This is a genomic window from Frigoribacterium sp. ME-P-080 (assembly GCF_030209595.1).
Lineage (GTDB): Bacteria > Actinomycetota > Actinomycetes > Actinomycetales > Microbacteriaceae > Frigoribacterium.
In genome coordinates, this window is record NZ_JARVRR010000007.1 from 48,027 (window position 1) to 69,893 (window position 21,867).

Annotated in this window: 21 protein-coding genes and 1 tRNA gene; 12 read left to right on the top strand and 10 right to left on the bottom strand. The window is 72.4% G+C overall.

The window, feature by feature from the left end:
• Positions 1 to 166: 166 nt before the first annotated feature.
• Complete coding sequence (locus QRN23_RS12210) at positions 167 to 1,018, top strand: helix-turn-helix transcriptional regulator (protein WP_233568536.1); 852 nt, start codon at positions 167 to 169, stop codon at positions 1,016 to 1,018.
• A 227-nt stretch (positions 1,019 to 1,245) separates the two neighbouring features.
• On the opposite strand, the gene QRN23_RS12215 is transcribed toward QRN23_RS12210, so the two are convergent.
• From QRN23_RS12215 to QRN23_RS12240, 6 genes are all read right to left on the bottom strand, one after another.
• On the bottom strand, positions 1,246 to 2,307 hold the full coding sequence (locus tag QRN23_RS12215) for an ABC transporter permease (RefSeq protein ID WP_285063664.1): 1,062 nt from the start codon (positions 2,305 to 2,307) through the stop codon (positions 1,246 to 1,248).
• Complete coding sequence (locus QRN23_RS12220) at positions 2,304 to 3,395, bottom strand: ABC transporter permease (protein WP_285063665.1); 1,092 nt, start codon at positions 3,393 to 3,395, stop codon at positions 2,304 to 2,306. Before QRN23_RS12220 ends, QRN23_RS12215 begins: the two co-directional genes overlap by 4 nt.
• Positions 3,392 to 4,966: a sugar ABC transporter ATP-binding protein gene (locus QRN23_RS12225; protein ID WP_285063666.1), complete on the bottom strand. Its 1,575-nt coding sequence runs from the start codon at positions 4,964 to 4,966 to the stop codon at positions 3,392 to 3,394. The genes QRN23_RS12220 and QRN23_RS12225 overlap by 4 nt, the downstream gene beginning before the upstream one ends.
• A 117-nt stretch (positions 4,967 to 5,083) precedes the next feature.
• Positions 5,084 to 6,067: an ABC transporter substrate-binding protein gene (locus QRN23_RS12230; RefSeq protein WP_267658906.1), complete on the bottom strand. Its 984-nt coding sequence runs from the start codon at positions 6,065 to 6,067 to the stop codon at positions 5,084 to 5,086.
• A 171-nt stretch (positions 6,068 to 6,238) separates the two neighbouring features.
• Positions 6,239 to 7,813 carry a sugar ABC transporter ATP-binding protein gene (locus QRN23_RS12235; RefSeq protein ID WP_233568537.1) on the bottom strand — a complete coding sequence of 525 codons (1,575 nt, stop codon included), beginning with the start codon at positions 7,811 to 7,813 and terminating at the stop codon, positions 6,239 to 6,241.
• Between the two features lie 220 nt (positions 7,814 to 8,033).
• Positions 8,034 to 9,089: a LacI family DNA-binding transcriptional regulator gene (locus QRN23_RS12240; protein ID WP_307785022.1), complete on the bottom strand. Its 1,056-nt coding sequence runs from the start codon at positions 9,087 to 9,089 to the stop codon at positions 8,034 to 8,036.
• Between the two features lie 199 nt (positions 9,090 to 9,288).
• On the opposite strand from QRN23_RS12240, the gene QRN23_RS12245 reads away from it, so the two are divergent.
• Together QRN23_RS12245 and QRN23_RS12250 are read left to right on the top strand one after the other, a co-directional pair.
• Positions 9,289 to 9,915, top strand: coding sequence for an AmiS/UreI family transporter (locus tag QRN23_RS12245; RefSeq protein ID WP_159825113.1), 627 nt, complete (start codon positions 9,289 to 9,291; stop codon positions 9,913 to 9,915).
• A 24-nt stretch (positions 9,916 to 9,939) separates the two neighbouring features.
• Complete coding sequence (locus QRN23_RS12250) at positions 9,940 to 11,178, top strand: acyl-CoA dehydrogenase family protein (RefSeq protein ID WP_285063667.1); 1,239 nt, start codon at positions 9,940 to 9,942, stop codon at positions 11,176 to 11,178.
• Positions 11,179 to 11,332: 154 nt separating this feature from the next.
• Here the strand turns inward: QRN23_RS12250 and QRN23_RS12255 are convergent.
• Positions 11,333 to 11,405 (bottom strand) — tRNA-Arg (locus tag QRN23_RS12255).
• 88 nt (positions 11,406 to 11,493) lie between these two features.
• Positions 11,494 to 11,784, bottom strand: coding sequence for a hypothetical protein (locus QRN23_RS12260; RefSeq protein ID WP_056047225.1), 291 nt, complete (start codon positions 11,782 to 11,784; stop codon positions 11,494 to 11,496).
• Between the two features lie 182 nt (positions 11,785 to 11,966).
• Here QRN23_RS12260 and QRN23_RS12265 point away from each other — a divergent pair, with 182 nt between their 5' ends.
• The 3 genes from QRN23_RS12265 to QRN23_RS12275 all read left to right on the top strand — a co-directional run bounded on the left by QRN23_RS12265 (position 11,967) and on the right by QRN23_RS12275 (position 14,902).
• Complete coding sequence (locus QRN23_RS12265; RefSeq protein WP_056047229.1) at positions 11,967 to 12,554, top strand: helix-turn-helix domain-containing protein; 588 nt, start codon at positions 11,967 to 11,969, stop codon at positions 12,552 to 12,554.
• An 8-nt stretch (positions 12,555 to 12,562) separates the two neighbouring features.
• On the top strand, positions 12,563 to 13,969 hold the full coding sequence (locus QRN23_RS12270) for an MFS transporter (RefSeq protein ID WP_285063668.1): 1,407 nt from the start codon (positions 12,563 to 12,565) through the stop codon (positions 13,967 to 13,969).
• Between the two features lie 135 nt (positions 13,970 to 14,104).
• Positions 14,105 to 14,902 (top strand): phosphatase PAP2 family protein, encoded by a 798-nt coding sequence (locus tag QRN23_RS12275; RefSeq protein WP_056047232.1) that lies wholly within the window; start codon positions 14,105 to 14,107, stop codon positions 14,900 to 14,902.
• Positions 14,903 to 14,955: 53 nt separating this feature from the next.
• Here QRN23_RS12275 and QRN23_RS12280 read toward each other — a convergent pair whose 3' ends face one another.
• Positions 14,956 to 16,134 (bottom strand): VIT1/CCC1 transporter family protein, encoded by a 1,179-nt coding sequence (locus tag QRN23_RS12280; protein ID WP_159825107.1) that lies wholly within the window; start codon positions 16,132 to 16,134, stop codon positions 14,956 to 14,958.
• A 33-nt stretch (positions 16,135 to 16,167) separates the two neighbouring features.
• On the opposite strand from QRN23_RS12280, the gene QRN23_RS12285 reads away from it, so the two are divergent.
• From QRN23_RS12285 to QRN23_RS12295, 3 genes are all read left to right on the top strand, one after another.
• The gene (locus QRN23_RS12285) at positions 16,168 to 17,019 is read left to right on the top strand and encodes a DUF429 domain-containing protein (protein WP_056047240.1); all 852 of its coding nucleotides are present in this window, start codon (positions 16,168 to 16,170) and stop codon (positions 17,017 to 17,019) included.
• Between the two features lie 163 nt (positions 17,020 to 17,182).
• Positions 17,183 to 17,695 carry a GNAT family N-acetyltransferase gene (locus tag QRN23_RS12290; protein ID WP_285063669.1) on the top strand — a complete coding sequence of 171 codons (513 nt, stop codon included), beginning with the start codon at positions 17,183 to 17,185 and terminating at the stop codon, positions 17,693 to 17,695.
• 16 nt (positions 17,696 to 17,711) lie between these two features.
• Positions 17,712 to 18,071 (top strand): hypothetical protein, encoded by a 360-nt coding sequence (locus tag QRN23_RS12295; protein ID WP_285063670.1) that lies wholly within the window; start codon positions 17,712 to 17,714, stop codon positions 18,069 to 18,071.
• A 309-nt stretch (positions 18,072 to 18,380) separates the two neighbouring features.
• Here the strand turns inward: QRN23_RS12295 and QRN23_RS12300 are convergent, their stop codons facing one another.
• On the bottom strand, positions 18,381 to 18,806 hold the full coding sequence (locus tag QRN23_RS12300; protein ID WP_285063671.1) for a YchJ family protein: 426 nt from the start codon (positions 18,804 to 18,806) through the stop codon (positions 18,381 to 18,383).
• Positions 18,807 to 19,236: 430 nt separating this feature from the next.
• Between QRN23_RS12300 and QRN23_RS12305 the strand changes: the two genes are divergently transcribed.
• From QRN23_RS12305 to QRN23_RS12315, 3 genes are all read left to right on the top strand, one after another.
• A complete protein-coding gene (locus QRN23_RS12305; RefSeq protein ID WP_123571938.1) occupies positions 19,237 to 19,632 on the top strand; it encodes a hypothetical protein in 396 nt (131 codons plus the stop codon).
• Positions 19,633 to 19,808: 176 nt separating this feature from the next.
• Entirely contained in the window at positions 19,809 to 20,681 is an 873-nt protein-coding gene (locus tag QRN23_RS12310) for a metallophosphoesterase family protein (protein WP_285063672.1), read from the top strand.
• 72 nt (positions 20,682 to 20,753) lie between these two features.
• Positions 20,754 to 21,770 (top strand): NAD-dependent epimerase/dehydratase family protein, encoded by a 1,017-nt coding sequence (locus QRN23_RS12315; protein ID WP_159825097.1) that lies wholly within the window; start codon positions 20,754 to 20,756, stop codon positions 21,768 to 21,770.
• Positions 21,771 to 21,867 lie beyond the last annotated feature (97 nt).

The window sequence follows — 21,867 nt, forward strand, 5'->3', positions numbered from 1 at the left end:
TCGTGGGGGCGACGGGGCCCGATCGGGCCTCTGGTACGTCGTCGATCCCGTTGCCTTCGATCCTGGTCCGACGATGCTGTGAGAGCAGCCCCTCGACGGGGGCGTCCCACCCACCCGTTCGGGTAGGGAGGGTGGCGTCGGGTAGGCGGACGCCTAGGGTGGGCGCATGAGCCACACCGTGCACGACGTCCCCGGTCGGGCCGGTTCCGACACCCTGGCCCGCACCCTGGCGTCAGAGCACGCGCGGGCGACCGCCGACCTGGTCGACCGGCATGCGATGACGCTCGAGTCCGTGCTGGCCGCCCTGCGCTCACGACGCCTCGACGACCGGGCGGCCCGGGCTGAGGCCATCGACGTCGCGGCGGGGGCCCTGGTCGCCCTCCGGACGGGGTCCGACCGTGACCGCGGGACCACCCTCGAACCGGTCGTCGGGGCCTTCGCGCGCCTCCGGTCCGACCTGCGGCCGCTCGTGCGCTTCGGCGACCTGGACGTCCAGTTCGTCGAGCCTCCGGCGACGGGTCGGGCCCTGCCGGGCGACGTCGCGCACGTGGCCCGGGCCGTCGTCCGGAACGCCGTGCTCACCTTCGTCGACGCGGGTGACGCACGTCGGGTGCGCATCCAGTGGGACTGCGACGGCCTGAACCTGCTGATCGCGATCCGGGACGACGGCGCGGGTGAGCTGACGGCGCACGACGACGCCCTGCGGCCGATCACCGAGCAGGTCTCCGGGGTCGGGGGCGAGCTGACGGTGGCGTCGACCGTGGGGTGGGGCTCGGAGTTGACGGTGCGCCTGCCGCTCGACCCGCCGCCGTCGAACGAGCCGCGGGAGCTGGTCGCGGCCCTGAGCGAGCGGGAACGCGAGGTGCTGCACCGGGTCGCGGCCGGCGACCGGAACCGCGACATCGCGGCGGTGCTCGGCATCAGCGACAACACGGTGAAGTTCCACGTGTCGAACCTGTTGCGCAAGCTCGGGGCCCGCAGCCGCACCGAGCTCGCCGCCCTCGCCTCGTCCCCCTGACCCGGAGGCCGCACTCTGCCCTCTCGCCCCCTGCGCCGATCGAGTGGGCAGAAAACGTCCTTCATCTCGACGGGAAGGACATCTTCTGCCCACTCGGCGCCCGGGGTGCGGAGCCGACCCCCGTGGTGCCCGTGGCGCGCGACGCGGCTGGTGGCGTCAGAGGATCACCTCTCGCCAGCGATCGTGCGGTTACTGTGGCTCTGGCCGTGGCACGCGTCACGTCGCCGCTAGGTCCGCCGCCTCGCCATCACGGCGCGCTGCAGGAGCACGAAGACCAGGAGGATGCCGCCGGTGATGATGGTGGTGGCCTCGGGCGGGATGCCTCCGTCTCGCGTGATGAGCACGTTCATGAGGCCGAGCACGAGCGCGCCCACGACGGACCCGAGCACGAAGCCGACGCCGCCGGTGAGGAGGGTGCCACCGATCACCGTGGCGGCGATCGAATCCAGCTCCCACCCGATGCCGGTGATGTTCTGGGCACTCCCGAGCCGGGCCGTGTAGATGACCGAGGCGAGCCCTGCCAGCGATCCGCTGATCACGTAGACGGCGAGCTTCGTGCGGCGAACCGGGAGGCCCATGAGGGCGGCCGACTGCTCCGACCCGCCGATCGCGTACACGGTGCGCCCCAGACGCGTGCGGTGCAGCACGAAGAACGCGATGGCGACCACCACGAGCGCCATGAGCACGCCCGGAGTCGTCACGACGTCGTTCACCTTGGGACCGTCCACGACCTTCATGTTCGTCGCGAGCGAGCGGATGGGCGACTCGTCGGCGAGTCGTTCGGGCACCGTGCTGAGGATGGAGGCGAGGCCCCGTCCGAGGAACATCATCGCGAGCGTCGCGATGAACGGCTGCACGTCGAAGAACTGGATCAGCACGCCCGAGACGACGCCGGATGCCGTGCCGATGAGGATCATCAGCACCATCACGACCCAGGGGTTCCAGCCGGCGTTCGCGAGCAGCACGCCCGCGACGCTGCTGACCGCGACGATCGCACCGACGGAGAGGTCGATGCCCCCCGTGAGGATCACGAACGTGAGCCCCACGGCCAGGACGATCACATGGGCGTTGTTGATGAGCAGGTTCGACAGGGTCGCGGCCTGCACGATGCGGCCGTAGGCGATCTCTCCGTAGGCAAGCATGGCGATCAGGATCACCAGGGCGGCGACCGTCGGCAGGGAATCGAGTCGGAGCCGCATGCGGCGACGCGGTTCGAGGGGACCGTTGCCGGGGCCCGGACCGGGGGTCGGCGTGGGGGTGAGGGGCGGGCGGATCGTCGTGGCGCTCATGCGGACACGGCCTCCTTCTCGGTCGGCACGGAGGTCGGCGCCGGGCGGCGGCGCCTCGTGAACAGGGCGCGGACGCGCCGGGACTGCAGCAGCACGATCGCCACGATCACGATCGCCTTGAAGGCGGGCGTCGCCGAGGAGGAGACGCCGAGGAACACGACGGTCTTGTCGAGCGTCGCGATGAGGAGCGCCCCGACCGCGGCTCCGAGCAGGTGGAACTTGCCGCCGGCCAGCGACGTCCCGCCGATGACGACCGCGAGGATGGCGTCGAGCTCGAGTTGGTAACCGGTGCGCGAGACGTCGACCGTCATGACGCTGGACGTGGCGAAGATCCCGGCCACGCCGGCGAGCAGGCCGCTCCCGATGTAGGCGGTGAACAGGAGGGCTCGGCGGTCCAGCCCCGCGAGGCGCGCGGCCTTCGGGTCCATTCCGATCGCTTCGATCATGAGTCCCAGGGCGCTGCGCCGCACGAGGGCGGCGACGCCGAGCGTGATCAGCACGGCCAGCAGGAACACGACGGGTAGTCCGACGAGGTAGCCGTTGGCGACCCAGCGGAAGGGCTCGTTGGCCGCGGCCGTGTTCTGGCCTCCCGTGATGACCTTGGCCAGGCCACGGCCGGCGAGCATGATCACGAGCGTGCTGATGAACGGCTGCAGCCCCACGACCGAGACGAGCATGCCGTTGACCGCGCCGAGGACCCCGGCGATGAGGAGCGCCAGGCCCATCGCGGTGAGCGCGACGCCGAGGGAGTCGGAGCCGGCCGCCTTCAGGAACTCCATCGAGACGGCACCGGCGACGACCATGATCGAGCCGACGCTCAGGTCGATGCCACCGGTGGCGACCACGAGGCACATGCCCACCGCGATCATGAGCACGGGGGCAGCGGCCCGGAGGATGTCGACGAGGTTGCCCACGAGGTTGCCCGTGTCCGGGTTGACGGACAGTGCGAGGTAACCGGGGTCCTTCGCGACGTTGATCGCCAGCAGCAGCACGATCGCGACCGTGCCCCAGACCCAGGGACGGTGCAACAGGTCACCGAGCCCGTGGGCGCCCAGGCGTCTGGTCACGGTGGTCGTCGAGTCACTCATCGGGTTGCCTCCTCGGGCGTGGTGCGGGGGATGGTCTCGAGGGGGATCTCGGAGACGCCCTCCTCGGCGATGGCGGCGACGATGGACTCGGCGGTGACGTCCGGACCCGCCGCGAGCTCGGCGATCTTGCGGTGGTCCTTCAGGACGACGATCCGATCGCTGAGCCGGACGACCTCCTCGAGCTCCGAGGAGATGAACACCACGGCGACTCCCGTGTCGGCGAGGGCGGCGACCTGTTCCTGGATCTCGGCCTTGGCACCGACGTCGATGCCGCGTGTGGGCTCGTCGAGGATCAGCAGCTCCGGCTCGGTCGCCAGCCACCGGCCGAGCAGGACCTTCTGCTGGTTGCCGCCGGAGAGGTTGCTGATGGGTCGATCGGGATCTGCGGGTCGCACGTTGAGCTCGGTGAGGTATTTCGTCACCATGCGGTCCTTCTCCTTGGCCGAGAGCGGGCGGGCCCAGCCCCGTTTCGCCTGCACGGCGAGCACGAGGTTCTCGCGCACGCTCAGGTCGCGGATGATCCCCTCGTCGCGACGGTTCTCGCTCGAGAAGGCGATGCGGTGCTTCAGGGCCTTCGCAGGGGACGAGATCGCCACGGGGACGCCGTCCATGGTCACGGATCCCGAGTCGGGGCGATCGACTCCGTAGAGGAGACGGGCGAGTTCCGTGCGGCCGGAGCCGAGGAGGCCGGCGAGGCCCACGACCTCGCCGCGACGCAGGTCGACGTCCGTCGCGTCGAGCGAGCCCTTGCGGCCGATCCCGGTGGCCCGGTAGACGGGCTCGCCCTCGGCCACCTGGCGGCTCGCCCGGTCCCGGTCGAGGGAGCGGAGGCTCTGGAGGTCCTTGCCGATCATCTCCGAGATGAGGCCGGCACGATCGATGTCTCGTGTGAGGTGCTCAGCCACGAACTTGCCGTTGCGCAGCACGGTCAGTCGGTCGCTGATCGCGAAGACCTGGTCGAGGAAGTGAGAGACGAAGAGGATGGCGACGCCTTCGTCACGAAGGCGTCGCATGACCCGGAAGAGACCCTCGACCTCGTCCGCGTCGAGGCTCGAGGTCGGCTCGTCGAGGATCAGCACCTTCGCCTCGACGACCGTGGCGCGGCTGATCGCGACGAGCTGCTGGAGGGCGAGGCTGAGCGATGAGAGGGGGGTGCGCGCGTCCAGGTGACCGAGTCCCACCCGCGCCAGGACCTCGGCGGCGGCGGCGTGCGTCCCCTTCCAGTCGATGCCGAACCGGCCGCGCTTCTCGTGGCCGAGCATGACGTTCTCACCGATGGTGAGGTTGCTGCACAGGTTGACCTCTTGGTAGACCGTCGAGATCCCCGCAGCCTGCGCGTCCGCGGTGCCCGAGAGGCGACGTTCGACGCCGTCGACGACGACACGTCCGGAGTCGATGGCGTAGACGCCCGTGAGCGCCTTGATGAGCGTCGACTTACCGGCGCCGTTCTCGCCCATGAGCGTGTGGACCTCGCCGGGGTAGAGACGGAGGTCGACCCCGTCGAGGGCTTTGACCCCGGGAAAAGCGATGGTGATGGCTTGCATCTCGACGATGGGGCCGGGTGCCTGCATGCGTGTAACTCCTTGTCTGCCGATGCCCACCCGCCCGCTGCCGTGGCAGCGGGTGGGTGGCGGGGGCGGCGAGGCGGACTCGTCCGCCTCGCCGCCGGGTGTGGCCGTGCGGGCTGGTCAGAACTTCCGGTCGGGCAGTGCTGTGGCGGCTGCCTCGGGCGAGTCGAACGTGGCCGACTCGACGACGATCGACGACTCGACGGTGTCGCCGTCGAGCAGCTTCTGCACTGCCTCGAGGGCCGTGTCGCCGAACAGCGGGTTGTACTCGGCGACGAAGCTGAGCTTGGACTCGGACAACGCCTCGAGGGCGCTCTTCGTGCCGTCGATGGTGGCGATCTTCACGTCCTTGCCGGGCGTGAGGCCCGCCTCCTCGACCGCCTGCACGGCGCCGAGTCCCATCTCGTCGTTCTGGGCGAAGACCATCTGGACGTCGTTGCCGTTCGACTTCAGCACCGTCTCGAAGACGCTCTTGGCCTCTTCGGTCGACCAGTTGGCCGTCTGCGCGCCGATCTTCGTGAATGCGCTGTCTGCGCCGATCACCTCGTCCCAACCTTCGTTGCGTTCGTTCACGACCGAGACGCCCGCCGGGCCCTCGAGGGTGAAGTACTTGCCACCCTCGGGAAGCGCGCCCTTGGCCCACTCGGCGACGGACTCGCTGACGGCGATGTTGTCGGGCGCGATCCGGGTCGCGTAGAGCGAGGTGTCGTCCGGCTCGATGCCACGGTCGATGAGGACGACGGGGATCTCGGCTTCCTTCGCCCGCTCGAGCGAGTCCTCCCAGCCGGAGCCCTCGGTGGCCGAGAGAAGGATCACGTCGACACCCTCGTCCACGAACGACGTGAACGCGTCGATCTGCGACTTCTGGTCGTTGTTGGTCGCCGGGGCGTACTTCAGATCGAACCCGGCGTCTTTCGTGAAGGTGTCCTGGATGTTCGTCTCGTTGGCCTGACGCCAGGCGCCCTCGGGGCCGACCGCGACGAAGCCGACCGTTGCCAGGTCGTCACCGCCGTCCGTCGAACCGGTGCCGGAACTGCAGGCCGCGAGACCGAGGGCAATGGCCCCTGCGGCGGCGATGGTGGCGATGCGCCTCTTCGTGGACATGGATCTCCTCCTTGAGATGACCGGACGTCTTCGTCCGGTCGTGGCCATGGGGCCGGTCGTGCTGCGTGGGCTCGGGTGCTTCCGCGTGCCGGGAATGTTACCGGTAACAGTTTCGCGAGTGCAAGAGTGATCGAGAACATCCGCCCGTCGGGAAGGGATCGACTGCGAGCCTCAGCGGCGTGACGGCGCTGCAGGCGGCAGGAGGGGCCCGCCCTGCCACACCGGCGGGAAGTCGTCGCCCTCGTCGCTCTCGTCGTCCGGTGCGGCGATGAGCTCGACGAGGGTGTCGACCGTGACGCCCGGCCCGTTGCTGAGCTCGCCGATCTTCTCCCGGTCCTTGAGGACGACGATCCGGTCGCTCACCCGCACGAGCTCGTCGAACGCGCTCGAGATGAACACGACGGCGACACCCTCGAGCGCGAGCTGCGCGACGTGCGCCTGGATGTCGACCTTGGCGCCGATGTCGACGCCGCGCGTCGGCTCGTCGAGGATCAGCACGCGGGGCCGGATCGCCAGCCAGCGAGCGAGGAGCACCTTCTGCTGGTTGCCGCCCGAGAGCTCGCCGGCGGGTGTCGCCGGATCGACCGGCGTGATGTCGAAGTGCTCGATGTGCCGCTCGACGAGGTCCTCGCGCTCGGCCTTGGAGAGCGGGTGCGCCCACCCACGCAGAGCCTGCAACGCGAGGACGATGTTCTCCCGCACGCTGAGGTCGTTGATGAGGCCCTCCGCCCCTCGATCCTCGGCAGACAACGCCACCCGGTTCCGCAGTGCGTCCGCAGGGCGGTCGATCACGACGGTCCGACCACCGAGCGTGACCACGCCGCCGTCAGCTCGGTCGGCGCCGGCCAGCAGGCGCGCGAGCTCGGTTCGCCCGGAGCCGCGAAGCCCCGCGATGCCGACCACCTCGCCCGCGTGCAGCTCGAAGTCGACCGGCCGCAACATCCCGCGGCGTCCTACACCGGTGGCGCGGTACAGCGGCGGGCCGACCGGATCCACACGATGGGCGCGGCGCTCTGACCCGATGCGTTGCAGGTGGGCGATGTCCTTGCCGATCATCCGCGCGACCAGTTCGGCGCGGCCGATCTCGTGCGGCAGGTAGTCGCCCTTCTTCACACCGCCTCGAAGGATCGTCATCCGGTCGCTGAGCGCCAGCACCTGCTCGAGGAAGTGCGAGACGAAGAGGATGGCCACACCCTGGTCGCGGAGGCGGCGGATCACCTCGAAGAGCTGCGCGACGTCGACGGCATCGAGGCTCGACGTGGGCTCGTCCAGCACGAGCACCCGTGGTCGGTCGACCATGGCGCGGGCGATGGAGACGAGCTGGCGGCTGGCGGGAGTGAGGTCCGCCAGCAGGGCTCGCGGGTCCAGCTCGGCCAGTCCGAGCTCGGCCAGCATCGTGGCGGCGCGTTCATGCGTCGCACGCCAGGAGATGCCGACGCGACCGTGCACCTCGTGGCCCAGCATCACGTTCTCACCGACGCTCAGGTTCTCGACCAGGTGCGATTCCTGGAACGCGGCCTGGATGCCGAGGGCCCGCGCGTCAGCCGGACCGCCGAGACGCACGGGCTCGCCGTCCACGAGGACCTCCCCTGCTTCGATCGGGTACACGCCGAGCAGCGCCTTGATGAGCGTGGACTTCCCCGCTCCGTTCTCGCCGAGGAGAGCGTGCACCTCGCCCGAGTGGAGGTCGAGGTCGACCCTGTCGAGCGCGACGCCGTTCGAGAACGCGACGGTGATCCCCCGCATCTGCACCGTGGGGTGGGCAGGTCCGTCCCGCCGCTCGTCGTGACCGGACCAGGTCGGGCCAGCGGCCTGAGGGCCGATCGGGTGCATCGTCGTCGATGCCCGTACGTGACGCACGTGGTGCTCCTCGGGTCGGAGGCCTTGACGGCCTCGCGCCGGGCGGTGCCCGACGTGCACGACTGTAGCTGTCGTGATGCACGCGGGCGAACGACGACGAGCTGGATTACCTCAGATGGCCATCTCGGTCGAGAGGGCGCGCAGCCGCGCTGGAGTCACGCACCACGAGCTCGGCGGGAATCCGGCTGTTCTGCGGGATCTCGCGGCCCTCGATCGCGGCGATCAGGACGTCCACCACGAGCGACCCGAGCGCCGGGAAGTCCTGCCGCACGGTCGTGAGCGGCGGGAGGAAGTGGCGCGAGACGGGCAAGTCGTCGAAGCCGACGACGCTCAGGTCCTCCGGCACGCGGATGCCGCGGTCGTGGAGGCCGTGGATCACCCCGAGCGCCATCTCGTCATTGGCGACGAACACGGCGGTGTATTCCGGAACTCCGGTCAGTCCGCGTGCGTAGTCGTAGCCGAAGTCGCTCGACCAGTCACCGATGACGATGGGCCGCTCGTGCATGCCCCATGCCCGGGTGCGCGCATGGAAGGCACGCTCGCGAGCGCGGGCGTCGAACCAGTCGAGGGGCCCTGAGAGATGGAGGACGTCGCGGTGACCCAGCGACGCGAGGTGATCCACGGCCAGCTTCGTGCCGGCAGCCTGGTCGACGGAGACCGTGAGGAAGGCCGGGTCCTTCTCGGCCTTGACGACCAGGGTCGGCAGCCCCGTCGTGATGGTCCGGAGCACGGCCACGGACGACGAGCGCGGAGCGACCACGCAGAGTGCGTCGATGCCCTGGCCTGTGAGGTGGCGCACGGCCTCCTCGGGAGTCGCCGAGTCGTCGCGGAGCGCGAACGACGCCACGGAGTACCCGCCGTCGCGCGCCGATCGCTCGATGGCCCGCAAGATGCTCGACGGACCGAACTCGACGGCGCTCTCGATCAGCACGCCGATCCGGAGGGCCCGCTGGGTGACGAGCTCGCGCGCAGCACTGTTGGGCCGGAAGTCGAGCTCGGCGACGACCTCGAGCACGCGTTGGCGCGTGGACTCCTTGACCTGCGGGTGACCATTGAGCACGCGTGACACGGTCATGTGCGACACACCAGCACGCTCGGCAACCTCGCGAAGACCGAGACGTTCACCGCCGCCTCTGACGCTCACCCGGGCTCCATCCTGCACGCTCCGCAACGCAGCTTGGCGTCATCTGCGCCGGCGTGGACGTGGCTCCATGGCGCTGGCTCATTGTACGGGGGCCTTGCTCACGTGGCGGTCGGCTTCCGTGACGAACACGACGGGTACCGCCGTCACGGGGCGTAGCGGACGGACATGATGGGACACGAGACACCGACCGAGGGGTGAACGGTGTCAAGGTCTCCGCATGGCGCTCATCTGCTTGGTCCTCTCCGGGGCCGCCCTCCTGGTCAACGGCCTCACCCTGCTCGGGCGCGTGCCCGGCCGGGACAGCGGCGTGTTCAACGTCCTGGTCGGCGGTCTGCAGCTCGTCCTCTGCGTGGCCGTGGCCGTGTCAGCCGACGGTTCCCTGCCCATCCTCTTCGGGATCTCGGGCACCTTCTTGTTCGGCATCACGTACCTCTACGTCGGCGTGGACTCCCTCCTCGGCCTCGGCGCCGTGGGCCTGGGCTGGTTCTGCGGCCTGGTCGCCGCTCTCGCCGTCGCCTTCGCGATCGTCCACGTCGCGGACGACCCTTTCCTCGCCGTGCTCTGGACGGGATGGGCGGCGCTCTGGGCGCTGTTCTTCGTCCTGCTCGCCCTCGGCCGATCGGCCATCAGCACCTACACCGGGTGGGCCCTCGTCCTCGCGAGCCAGGTGACCACCACGGTCCCCGCGCTCCTCGGCCTCACCGGGCACTGGCCGACCGGCTCGGTCGCCACGACGGCTGCACTCCTGGCGCTCGTCGGGGTGTTCGGCGGCGCCGTCCTTCTCACCCGCCGAGCCGCCACACGTCCCCAGCCGGAACACACGCCTGCCCCTGCCGCTGCCTGACCCACCAGAACGGAACCGAGACCCATGACCACGACGACCACCACCTCCACCACGTCCGTCACCACGGCGTCACCCACCGACGACGCCCTGTCCGCGCGTTTCCGCCCGCTCTTCGACCGCATCGCCGCCGGTGCCGCGGAACGCGACCGTGAGCACCGCCTCCCCGTGGCCGAGATCCGCGAGCTCGCCGACGCGGGCTTCGGAGCCCTCCGTGTCCCCGTCGAGTTCGGGGGCTCCGGCGCCACCCTCCCGCAGCTGTTCGAGTTGCTCACCGAGCTCGCGGCGGCGGACAGCAACATCCCCCAGGCCCTGCGCGGCCACTTCGCTCTCGTCGAGGACCGCCTCGTCGCCCGGTCCGGACCGCGCGACGTCTGGCTCGAACGGTTCGGCCGCGGCGAGATCGCCGGGAACTCCTGGACCGAAGTGGGCACGGTGCAGGTCGGCGACGTCGCGACGAAGGTCAGCCCGGACCCGGACGGCGGATTCCGCATCACCGGGCAGAAGTACTACTCCACCGGCAGCATCTTCGCCGACTGGATCGACACGTACGCCGAACGCACGGACACCGGCGACCGGGTCATCGCGATCGTCGACGCCCGCCAGGAAGGCGTCACCCACACCGACGACTGGGACGGGTTCGGGCAGCGGACGACGGGGTCGGGCACGAGCACCTTCCGAGATGCTCGTGTCGGTGCCGACGACGTCGTGCTCTTCGACGAGCGATTCAGGTACCAGACGGCCTTCTACCAGGCCGTGCTGCTGAGCGTCCTCGCCGGCTCCGTCGTGGCAGCCGAGCGGGACATCGCGTTCGAGGTCAGGAACCGCACCCGGGTGTTCTCCCACGGCAACGCCGACACGTTCGCCGCCGACCCGCAGATCCTGCAGGTCGTCGGCGAGGTCTCAGCCGCCGGCTTCGCCGCACGGGCGGTCGTCGACCGCGCCGCCCAGGCCCTCCAGGGCGCCTACGAGGGTGCCTTCCTGGACGAGACCGAGGACGAACAGCGGAACGACCGCGCCGAACTCGCCACCGCGCAGGCCCAGGTCGCCCTGACATCGCTCGCGACCCAGGCGACCTCGCACCTGTTCGACGCGCTGGCGGCATCCGGCGTGAGCACCACGAAGAACCTGGACCGGCACTGGCGAAACGCCCGGACCGCCGGCAGCCACAACCCTTGGGTGTTCAAAGCACGCATCGTCGGCGACCACGCCGTCAACGACGTCCAGCCGCCACGGGTCTGGGCCATCGGCGCGACCCGCCGCTGATCTCAGAAGACGAGCACCGAGGACGAGAAAAGCCCTGCCGCGTAGGGCAGGGCTCTTCGGGTCCGCACCGAAGGCGCACGCCGCCGGAGGCGGCAAGACAAGCACCGAAGACGAGGAAAGCCCCTGCCATGTTGGGCTGGGGCTTTCGAGTCTGTGCGCCTGGAGGGACTCGAACCCCCAACCTTCTGATCCGTAGTCAGATGCTCTATCCGTTGAGCTACAGGCGCGTTTCGCTGGCCGATTGGCCAGAGGAAACACTACACGAGGGAGGCGCGGGGCGCGAATCGAGGCCGACCCGCGCCTCCTCGGGTCGTGTCAGTAGGTGTGTTTGCCTTCGCCGTCGCCCTTGTAGTCGCCGATCAGCTCGTCGACCTGGCCGGCCTCGGCCTGGCCGGGCTGGCGGGTGGGGACGGCGTCGTCGGCCGGTCCGTCGTCGAGCGAACGGGAGCCGGTGCCGCCGTCGGGGTGGTTCTCGCTGGTGATCTCGACGGGGCGGTCGTCCCGCTCTCCGACGGTGTGGTCGCCGTGACCCTCGCCACTGCTGTTGCCACGACGCTCGAGGTCGGTCTCGTCGGTGCCGTGCGGGTCGTCCGGGGTCTTCGTCATCGGGTTCCTCCTGCGCACCGGACTGTCCGGCGGTCGTGCTCCGAGCATGCGCCGCGGGTCCGACCTCCGCCCGCGACACCCACCACACTCACGGCTCGAACGGTTGGTCGGCCCGCCCACGCCCTCGTCGATAAGCACAACGACTCTTGCGCAACGGATCTTGTGCACCTATCGTCGACTCCATGTCCCCCCGAGAGACCTCCCGCAGCACCCTCACCGACGCCGCCTCGATGCGCGTGCTCGCCCATCCGACCCGGTTGCGCCTCCTCGGTCTGCTGCGCGAACGCGGCGCGCAGACGGCCGCCCAGCTCGGCGACGCCGTCGACGAGGCCCCGGGGACGATCAGCTACCACCTCTCGAAACTCGCCTCGATCGACCTGATCGAGGCGGCCGAGCCGCAGACCACCGACCGGCGCGAGCGCTGGTGGCAGGCCACCGCGCAGCTCACCAGTTGGGAGCCCGCCGAGTTGCTCGACGACCCCGACCGCCTCGTCGCCTCGTCCGCGCTGCAGAAGTCGATCGGCCAGGCCTACGCCGCCCGCTTCGGCGAGTACGTCGACGCGATGCCCACCCTGCCTCGCGAGTGGATCGCGGCCGGGGCGAGCGGCGACCGCAGCCTGCGCCTCACCACGACCGAGCTCGCCGCCCTGCGCCGCGACCTCGAGGGCGTCGTCGACCGCTGGCTCGACGTCAGCGCCGCCCACGACCCGGCGGCCGACGACGGCGCCGCGCCGGTCGTGCTCGTCTACCAGGCCTACCGCCGCCCCTGAGGCGCGTCGTGAGCGAGAGCACGCCGGCCGAGGAGGCGCGGGGCACCGACAGCGCCACTCGCGGCGGTCGTCCGGCCCGGCCCCGCGGCGGGCGCACGGGTCACACCGTCCGCACCGGGCGCACCGACCGGGTAGCCCTGTCGTCCCTCGTCGCGGCCCACGCGATCTCGCAGACCGGCAACGTCGTCACGGCCTTCGCCGTGCCCTTCTACGTCCTGGGTCTCGGCGGGTCGGGGGCCGAGGTCGGGCTCGCGGCGGCGTTCGCGACGGCCCCGGTGATCATCGGCGGCCCGCTCGGGGGCGTCGTCGTCGACCGGGTCGGGCACCGGCGGGCCGCGATCGTCGCCGACCTCGTGAGTGGCGCCTCCGTCCTCGCGATGCCCGTGCTCGCGCTCACCGTCGGGCTGCCGTTCTGGGCCCTGCTCGCGCTCGTCTTCGTCGGCGGCCTGCTCGACAGCCCCGGACAGACGGCGCGCCGGGTGATGCTGCCCGCGCTGACCGAGCGGGCCGGAGTCCGCATCGAACGCAGCGTGGGGCTCCTCGACGGGTCCGAGCGCTTCGCCAAGCTGATCGGGGCGTCGATCGCCGGGCTCCTCGTCGCCGCCGTCGGACCGGTCGTGTCCCTGTTCGTCAACGCCGCCACCTTCGCCGTCTCGGCGGCCCTGACCGGGGCACTCGTCCCGGCGTCCGGTCCGGCACGGACCGGATCACCGAATCCGAGAGACGACCACCCGACCGACGCCACCGACGCGACCGAGCCGACCCGCGCCTCCTACCGGTCCGACCTCGTCGAGGGCGCCCGCTTCGTCGTCCGCGACCCGCTGATGCGGCTGATCGTCGCGCTCGTGCTGGTCACGAACCTGCTCGACGCCGCACGCGGGTCGACCCTGCTGCCCCTCTACGCGAACGACCGACTCGGAGGCGCGGCCGCCCTGGGACTACTCGTCGCCACCATGGGCGGGTGCGCCCTCGCCGGCAACGTCGCCTTCGGTTTCGTCGCCCACCGGGTGCCGCGCCGCCTCACCTTCGTCGCCTGCTTCACCCTCGCCGGCGGGCCGTCGAGCCTGGCGTTCGCCCTCGGCGCCCCGCTGCCGCTGCTGGTCGCCGCGACCGCGCTCTCGGGTCTCGCCGCCGGCGCCCTCAACCCGATCCTCGGCACGGTGCAGCTCGAGCGCACCCCCGAGCACCTCCGCGGGCGGGTCTTCGGACTGGTCACCGCGGGAGCCTGGGCCGGCATCCCGGCCGGCGCCCTGCTCGGCGGGGTCGCGGCCGACACGATCGGGCTGACGGTCGCGTTCGGCATCGTCGCCGTGGTCTACACGACCGTCACGCTCGCCCCGCTCACCGGCGGTCGCTGGCGACTGATGGAGCGTCGGGGCCCGACCGGCGGCCGGCCACCTGCACCCTCGCTGTGAGTCGGGGCGACCCCGGCGCATCGGCAGGTCGGACCGAGCCTGTTTCCAGGCGACGTGTAGTTAGCTCGTCCGGTGACTGCTCACCCGACCCTTTCGACGGCGCCTGCCGTCCGTCGACGGGTCACGGGTCGTTGGGTGGTCGCGTCGTCGGCCTCGCTCGTCGTGCTGGCGGGCGTCTACACGATCGCGGTCCTCACCGAGACCGGCCAGTCCATCGAGGACAGCATCCTCCGCTCGGTCGACGGCACCACGTTGTTGCAGTCCGGGGTCGCGCTCGACGCCATCTCTCCCCCGGCCGTGCTGCTGGTCGTCGCCCTCACGATGGTGGTGGCGTTCCTCCGCCGCCGGCCCGGGTCGGCCGTCCAGGCGGGCGTGCTGATCATCGGCGCGACGGTCACCACCCAGGTGCTCAAGCAGCTCGCGCCCCGCCCCGAGCTGACGGGCGAGCTCTACGGCAACAGCTTCCCCAGCGGGCACGTCACGGTCGCCGTCGCCGCCGTCCTGGCGATCATGACCACCTTCGGCCGGCACGCCCGGCCCCTGTTCTACATGGTCGGTGCGGCGTTCGCGGCCGTCGTCGCCGAGCAGACCGTCGCCTTCGGCTGGCACCGCTGCAGCGACGTCGTCGGCGCCTGCGCCGTGGCCCTGCTCTGGCTCGGCCTCGTCCGCATCGCCGCCGCCCGCCTCTCACGTGACCCTCGCGGCCGCGACGACGTGGGCCCCCGGTCGCACGGGGCCACCTCGGTGGTGCTCGGCCTCGCCTTGGTCGTCTGCCTCACCCTGTCGGGCGCGATCTGGAGCATCGGCATCGGCTCCGACATGAGCCTCACGACCTCGACCGGCCAAGGGGTGCTGATGGGCGCGCGCCTCGCCGCGGCCGGCGTCGTCCTCGTCACGTGCTGGATCGCCTGGAAGCTCGACCGCAAGGCCTGACGCGCACGTGGCCCGATCCGCTCAGCCCGCGGCGAACACGGCCCGCGGCGAGCTCAGCCCGCGGCGCCGGTCCCGAACAACAGCCCCAGCAGGTAGGTCACGGCGGCCGCCCCGAACCCGATGCCGAGCTGGCGCAGCGCCCGCCTGACCGGGCTCGCCCCCGACAGCAACCCGACGACGGCGCCCGTGCCGAGCAGCGCGACGCCGACCAACGCCGACGCCACGACGACCGCCACGAGCCCGGACAGCCCGAACAGGTAGGGCAGCACGGCGATCACGGCCCCGGACGCGAAGAAGCAGAAGCTCGAGGCGGCAGCGCCGAAGGCCGTGCCGAGGGTCTCGTGGGTGGCGGGCTCGTCGGCCGAGCGCGCCTCCTGGTCCGGGGCGTCCGCCCAGCCGGCCGTGGCGGCGCCCGGCGCGGCCCCCGCAGGAGGCGCGCTCGGCGACGAGGCCACTCGCCCCGCGCCCGCGAGCACCTCCCGCGCGTGGGCCTCGGCCTCGTCGGGCGACATGCCCCGTGCCCGGTAGACCAGCGCCAGCTCGTTCGCGTCGACGTCGAGGTCGGGCAGCACGTGTCGCGCCGTCGGGTCGGGGGTGGAGGCGTCGAGCAGCTCGCGCTGCGACCGCACCGAGACGTACTCGCCCGCACCCATCGACAACGCCCCGGCGAGCAGGCCCGACAGCCCGGTCAGCAGCACCACGTGGTTCCCGACACCCGAGGCGCTGATGCCGAGCACGAGCGCCAGGTTGCTGACCAGACCGTCGTTCGCCCCGAACACGGCCGCCCGGAACGACCCCGACAGGCGGTTGCGTCCACGCTCGGCCAGGCCGCGCACGACCTCGCCGTGGATGCGCTCGTCGGCGGCCATCGCGTCGGTGGCGTCCGCGTCGGTCGCGTACGGCGACCGCGCCTCCGCGCTCTGCACGAGGGCCAGCACGAAGATCGAGCCGAAGCGCCGGGCGAGCACCCCGAGCACGCGGGTGCGCAGGTCGGTGCGGGCCGGACGCCCGACGTCGGCGCCGAGCAGATCCACCCAGTGCTGCGCGTGGCGGCCTTCGGCGTCGGCCAGGGCGACCAGGATCGCGCGCTCCTCGCCGTCCCGGCGGCGGGCCAGGTCGCGGTAGGTCGACTCCTCGGCGCGCTCGTCGGCGAGGTAACGCCGCCAGCGACGCAGGTCGGCGGGGGTGCGGGTGCTCGTGCCGCCGCTGGTGCGGGTGCTGCTCGTGGGCATGGGGACAGTATCGGCCGCGAGTACGGTCGAGCGGTGACCACACCCCGGCCCCGCTACCTCGGCGTCGACCTCGCCTGGCGCGACTCGACGCCCGAGCGCCCCGCGAACGAGACCGGCCTGGCCGTGATCGACGCCGACGGCACGGTGCTCGACGCCGGCTGGGCGCGCGGCGTCGACGAGGTCGAGGCCTGGGTCCGACGCTGGTCGACGCCCGGCTCGGTCGTCGCGGTCGACGCCCCCGTGCTCGTGCCGAACGCCACGGGCATGCGGGCGAGCGAACGCCTCGTGGCGCGTGCCTACGGTCGCTGGCACGTGTCGGCCAACGCGAGCAGCGCCTCCCTGCCCTGGCTCGGCGGGCGCACCCTCGGCGAGCGCCTCGAGCGTGCCGGCGGCGTCTACGACGACGGCGTCGTGCCGGTGGCGGCCGACGCGGTGGGGCACTTCGAGTGCTACCCGTACACGACGCTCGTCGGCATGACCGAGCTCGCCTACGACGACAAGCGTCCCCGCTACAAGCGACCCGACCTCACCCTGCCGAAGGAGGCGCGGCGCGAGGCCCGCGCGGCGGCCTGCGACGAGCTGCTGCGTCGGCTGGGCGGGCTCGCCCGGGCCGAGGTGCCGTTGCGCCTCGACTCGCACCCGGTGTCGGCGGCGCTGCTCGAGGAGCCCTCGCCGCTGGTCGACCGGGCCTACAAACACCGCGAGGACCTGCTCGACGCACTGGTCTGCGCCTGGACGGCGGCGCTCCGCGCGCGGACGCCCGAGCGCCTGCAGGTGCTCGGCGTCGACACCGAGCCGGACGACCGCGGGAGGCGCGCGACGCTGATCTCACCGGCCCGCCCCGAGCAGCGCCTCGGCCCCGCCCCCGTGGCGCGGGTCGGCTGAGGGCCGCACCGCGCCTCCTGACGTGACGACCCCGGGGCGCGGGTCGGCGTCGGGACGCGACCCGCGCCTCCTGACGTGACGACCCCGGGGCCCGACCCGGCGTCGGGACGCGACCCGCGCCTCCTGCACCCGCCGCGTCCCGCCCGTGTGGCAGGGTGGCGGCATGCCCGTACGACCCGTGACCGTCCGCCGCACGACCGCCGACGACTGGCAGCGCGTCCGCGACCTGCGCCTCGCGATGCTGGCGGACACGCCGATCGCCTACGGCGAGACGCTCGCCGTCGCCCGTCGTCACGCCGAGGCCGAGTGGCGGATGCGCGGGGCCCGGGGCGAGGCCGAGCACGGCACCTCGCTGGTCGCGATCGACGACGGGACGGGCGACTGGGTCGGCGCCATGGGCGGCTTCCTGCAGGCGGCGGGGCAGCCCCTGCTGGTCGGCGTGTACGTCGCCCCGAGCCATCGGGGGCGCTCGGCCGGGGTCACCGACCTGCTGCTCGACGGCGTCGAGACGTGGGCCGCGACCGAGGGCGACACCCTGCGCCTGCACGTCCACGAGCAGAACGAGCGGGCCATCGCGTTCTACCGTCGACGCGGGTACGAACCGACCGGACACACGAACCCCTACGCCCTCGACCCCGCCGCGCGCGAGCTCGAGATGCTCGCGCCGCTGCGCTGACCGCCGCACCCGTCCGGTGGCGAGCACGCACGACGTCTTCCTCGAGGGCGCACACGACGAGTCGCGCCACGTCGTCGAGCAGACCCTGATCGATCACGGCTTCACCCTGTCGCTCGCGTCGGACGGCAGCACCCGGGCCGTCCGGGGCACGCTGGCCTCCACCCTCGCGCTGCGCGCCTTCGCCGGGCGGGCGCAGTTGCTGACCCTCGGCGTGCAGTGGTTCGTGGACGACCGGGGACGCCTCGTGGTGCGGGTCGTGCACGAGCCGGCCCTGTCGGTGCTCGGCGGCCCGGTCGGCGTCGTCCGGGCGCAGCGGGCCGTCGGCGAGGTGGTCCGGGCACTCGAGGCGGTCGCCCTCGCACGTCGCGCCCCCTGACGGATTCGACCCGCGCGCGTCCTGTCCCCCGAAACACGCGTCTCGACGCCCTGCCTGTGAGGAGCGTCCACGTCTGAACCGCACCATCTCGTGCGGCCTAGCGTTCGTCGAGATGGAGGGCGCGAGCCCTGCATCGGTGTCGTCCGGACCGTGGGTCCCTGCCCGTGAAGCTCTCCCTGCGGCCCGGCGGCGTCACGGAGAGGATGCCGGGCCCGACGGACCCGCCGTCCTCTTCGTGACGCCCGATGCCGACGTCTCGCCTCCGCCCTGCCTGCCCCGGCCAGGCCGAGCTCGTTCAGTGCGGCCTGGTCAGCCCGAGATCCCGTCGACGTAGAGCCACCGCCGGTCGACCCGGGCGAACCGGCTGACCTCGTGCTGCGACCCCACGCCGTCGTCGTCGCGGAAGTGCGCCTCGAACTCGACCGTCCCCTCGTCGTCGAACGGCCCGCCCGCCTGCGTCCGCACGACGTCGAGCCGGAACCAGCGCGTGCCCGGGTCGACCTCGAGCGTCGCGGGCCGCGTCGTCGGGTGCCACGTCTCGAGCAGGTAGGAGGCGCGGGCGAGCACGAACGCCGAGTACCGCGAGCGCATCAACCGTTCCGCCGTCGGGGCGGGCGTCGTGCCCCGGTGCAGCGGCCCGCAGCACGATCCGTAGGTCTCGCCGCTGAGGCAGGGGCACCGGGCCGAGTCGTCGAGGTCGCGGCCGGAGCCGGCGGCGGGGGCAGCAGGAAGCATCGGGCCATTCTCCGGCACGTCCCGGCACCCCGTCCCCGGACCCGCCTCGCGCCCGCCCCCCTCCTCTTCGCCCTGTCCCCGCGCCTCCTGCCGGCCCCGTCGGGAACTCCTGCCTCACGTCACCACCCACCCGCGCCACGCCCACCCCCACGACCCGACGCCGCACCAGCCCGGACTTGCCGACACCGCTCACGCCTTGTCGGGAACTCCTGCCTCACGTCACCACCCACCCGCGCCACGCCCACCCCCACGACCCGACGCCGCACCAGCCAGGACTTGCCGACACCGACCACGCCTGCCAGTCGGCCCGAGCTACACCGTGGGCGGGCGCCGGGTACACCCGGTCGGCTCCCCAGTCCGGGTCGCACCCCAAGGGGCCGCCCCCGCACTGGGCGTCGCGCTCCACGCCGCGACCTGCCACGGTGATGCCGTGACGAACTCGCCGACCTCCACCTCGCACCCCGTCCACGAGCAAGAGCTCGTGTTCGCGCACGTGCGCGCGGTGCTGAGCGCGGCGGAAGCCGGTCCCGTCCTCCCCCGACTGTCCCGGCGCAGGACCGCACGGGCCCTGGCGTCGGCCGGTTTCAGCACCCTGACCGGCGAACCCGTCCGGGCGTCCGCCCTCAAGCACGACGGGACGCAGTTCTTCGACCGCTCCGAGACCGTCCTGGTCGAGTCGCTCAACAGCGGGCGACGGTTCTACGGCCTGTTCGTCGAACCGACCTCCCCGACCCACGAGGACTGGGCGACCGTCACCGACATGTTCGCCGAGCTCGGGCGTCGCGTGCACGGCCGCCTCGCCCCCGCCGACCAGTTCCGCGGCTGAGCCCTCCCGCCACACGCGAGGTCGCACCACGGTTGCGGCGTCGAACCACCCCCGTGCGTGGTTCGACGCCACGTGCGTGGTGCGACCCGACCGCCCGAGCCGCCCGAGGCGCCCGAGGCGGCCCCGGCACCCCGGGCCACGCGCACGCGCCGCCCCGCACCCGGTAGCGTCGCGGCATGCACGCCCTGCCGCCCGGAACCCTCCGCGTCGTCCACCTCAGCGACGCCCACCTGCTCGCCGACGGAGCCCTGCACCAGGGTGTCGTCGACACGGCCGAGGCCCTCGACCTCGTGCTGGCGGAGGCCGCGCGGGTCGAGGGGGTGCGCCTGCTGGTGGGGTCGGGTGACCTGTCGGACGACGGGACCCGCGCCTCCTACCGGCACCTCCGCGAACGCACCGACGCCTGGGCGCGTGCGGCCGGTGCCGAGGTGGTGCTCGTGCCGGGCAACCACGACCTGCGCGAGCCCTTCGCCGAGGTGCTCGGCGGCGACCCGGCGAGGCCGCTCGACCTCGTGCGCGACGTCGACGGCTGGCGGGTGGTCGGGCTCGACACCTCCGTGCCCGGGGCCGGCTACGGACTGCTGCGACCCGAGCAGCTCGCGTGGTTGCGCGACGAGCTCGCGACGCCCGCTGGGCGGGGCACCGTGCTCGTGCTGCACCACCCGCCGATCGCGGCGCCGACGACCCTGCACGAGTCGCTCGCCCTGCAGGACCCGGAGGCGCTGGCCGCGGTCCTCGAGGCGTCGGACGTCCGCGTCGTCCTCACCGGGCACTACCACCACCACATCGTCGGCCACCTCGCGGGCGTCCCCGTGGTGGTCGCGCCCGGGGTGGCGAACGACACGGACGTGCTGGCGACCGTCGGCACGGAGCGGGCCGTGCGCGGCTCGGGCTTCGCCGTGGTCGAGGTGGCGGCCGACGGGTCGGTGCGCTCGACCGTCGTGCGCGCGCACGACCCGCGCGACGGCGACGAGGTCTTCGTGCTCGACGAGGCGGCCGTCGCCCGCATCGCCGCCGAGGCCGGACCGTCGCCCAGGGGCCGCGCGTAGGCTCGGGACAGGCCTGCCGCCCACCCGGGGTCGGCGCCTGGCCGATCGTCGAGTCGTGAAAGTGAGACCCCCATGCGCGTGGTCGTCGTCGGAGCCACGGGCAACCTGGGCACCGCCCTGCTCACCCGTCTGCAGGCCGAACCCGAGGTGACCTCCCTCGTCGGCGTCGCCCGCCGGGGTCCGCGCATGGCGACGCCGCCGTACGGCGAGGTGACCTGGTTCTCGATCGACGTCGGGGCCGACGACTCACCCGTGGCCCTCGAGCGGGCGTTCGCCGGGGCCGACGCCGTCGTGCACCTCGGCTGGGCCCTGCAGCCGAGCCACCACAAGGCCGTCATGTACCGCACGAACGTGCTCGGTACCTCGCACGTCCTCGACGCCGCCGCCCGGGCCGGCGTGCCGCACGTGCTCGTCGCGTCGTCGGTCGGCGCCTACTCGCGGGGCCCCAAGGGTCGACGGGTCGACGAGACCTACAAGACCAAGGGCGTCCGCCGCTCGAGCTACTCGAAGCACAAGTCGATCAACGAGCGCGTCATGGACGCCTTCGTCGAGCAGCACCCCGAGGTCACGCTGACCCGCATGCGCCCGGGCCTCGTGTTCCAGGCCTCCGCGGCGAGCGAGATCGTCGGGCTCTTCGCCGGACGCTGGGTGCCCACCCGCTGGATGCAGCGCGTGCGCCCCCCGTTCATCCCGCTCGCTCCGCGCTTCGTGTCGCAGGTCGTGCACGCGAGCGACGTCGCGGACGCGTTCTGGCGGGCCATCGACCGCCGCGCCGGCGGGGCGTTCAACCTCGCCGCCGAACCCGTGGTCGACCCCGACCGCATCGCCCGGGCCTTCGGCTCCCGCCTGCTGCCCGTGCCGTATCGCCTGTTGCGCGCCGTCGTCCAGCTCACCTGGCTGGCCCGCCTGCAGCCGACCGAGCCGGGCTGGCTCGACATCGCGGCCAAGATCCCGGTCATGTCGACCGAGAAGGCCCGGGACGTCCTCGGTTGGACGCCCCGTCACACCTCGGACGAGACCCTGCGCGAGTTCGCCCACGCCCTCGCGCACCGGACCAACCACGAGGGGTCGCACCCGCTGCACGGCTGAGCGGCGAGCCCGAGCTCGAACCGCGAGGCCGAGCCCGCGCCCGCGCGAGCCGCGCGCCGCGAGCCCGTGCCACCTGCCAGCCCGCGCGAGCTCCAGG

What these genes read in the sequence shown, in the direction of transcription:
- QRN23_RS12210 (WP_233568536.1), top strand. Translation starts at nt 167, where the DNA reads ATGAGCCACACCGTGCACGACGTCCCCGGTCGGGCCGGTTCCGACACC.
- QRN23_RS12215 (WP_285063664.1), bottom strand. Translation starts at nt 2,307, where the DNA reads ATGAGCGCCACGACGATCCGCCCGCCCCTCACCCCCACGCCGACCCCC.
- QRN23_RS12220 (WP_285063665.1), bottom strand. Translation starts at nt 3,395, where the DNA reads ATGAGTGACTCGACGACCACCGTGACCAGACGCCTGGGCGCCCACGGG.
- QRN23_RS12225 (WP_285063666.1), bottom strand. Translation starts at nt 4,966, where the DNA reads ATGCAGGCACCCGGCCCCATCGTCGAGATGCAAGCCATCACCATCGCT.
- QRN23_RS12230 (WP_267658906.1), bottom strand. Translation starts at nt 6,067, where the DNA reads ATGTCCACGAAGAGGCGCATCGCCACCATCGCCGCCGCAGGGGCCATT.
- QRN23_RS12235 (WP_233568537.1), bottom strand. Translation starts at nt 7,813, where the DNA reads ATGCGGGGGATCACCGTCGCGTTCTCGAACGGCGTCGCGCTCGACAGG.
- QRN23_RS12245 (WP_159825113.1), top strand. Translation starts at nt 9,289, where the DNA reads ATGGCGCTCATCTGCTTGGTCCTCTCCGGGGCCGCCCTCCTGGTCAAC.
- QRN23_RS12250 (WP_285063667.1), top strand. Translation starts at nt 9,940, where the DNA reads ATGACCACGACGACCACCACCTCCACCACGTCCGTCACCACGGCGTCA.
- QRN23_RS12260 (WP_056047225.1), bottom strand. Translation starts at nt 11,784, where the DNA reads ATGACGAAGACCCCGGACGACCCGCACGGCACCGACGAGACCGACCTC.
- QRN23_RS12265 (WP_056047229.1), top strand. Translation starts at nt 11,967, where the DNA reads ATGTCCCCCCGAGAGACCTCCCGCAGCACCCTCACCGACGCCGCCTCG.
- QRN23_RS12280 (WP_159825107.1), bottom strand. Translation starts at nt 16,134, where the DNA reads ATGCCCACGAGCAGCACCCGCACCAGCGGCGGCACGAGCACCCGCACC.
- QRN23_RS12290 (WP_285063669.1), top strand. Translation starts at nt 17,183, where the DNA reads ATGCCCGTACGACCCGTGACCGTCCGCCGCACGACCGCCGACGACTGG.
- QRN23_RS12300 (WP_285063671.1), bottom strand. Translation starts at nt 18,806, where the DNA reads ATGCTTCCTGCTGCCCCCGCCGCCGGCTCCGGCCGCGACCTCGACGAC.
- QRN23_RS12310 (WP_285063672.1), top strand. Translation starts at nt 19,809, where the DNA reads ATGCACGCCCTGCCGCCCGGAACCCTCCGCGTCGTCCACCTCAGCGAC.
- QRN23_RS12315 (WP_159825097.1), top strand. Translation starts at nt 20,754, where the DNA reads ATGCGCGTGGTCGTCGTCGGAGCCACGGGCAACCTGGGCACCGCCCTG.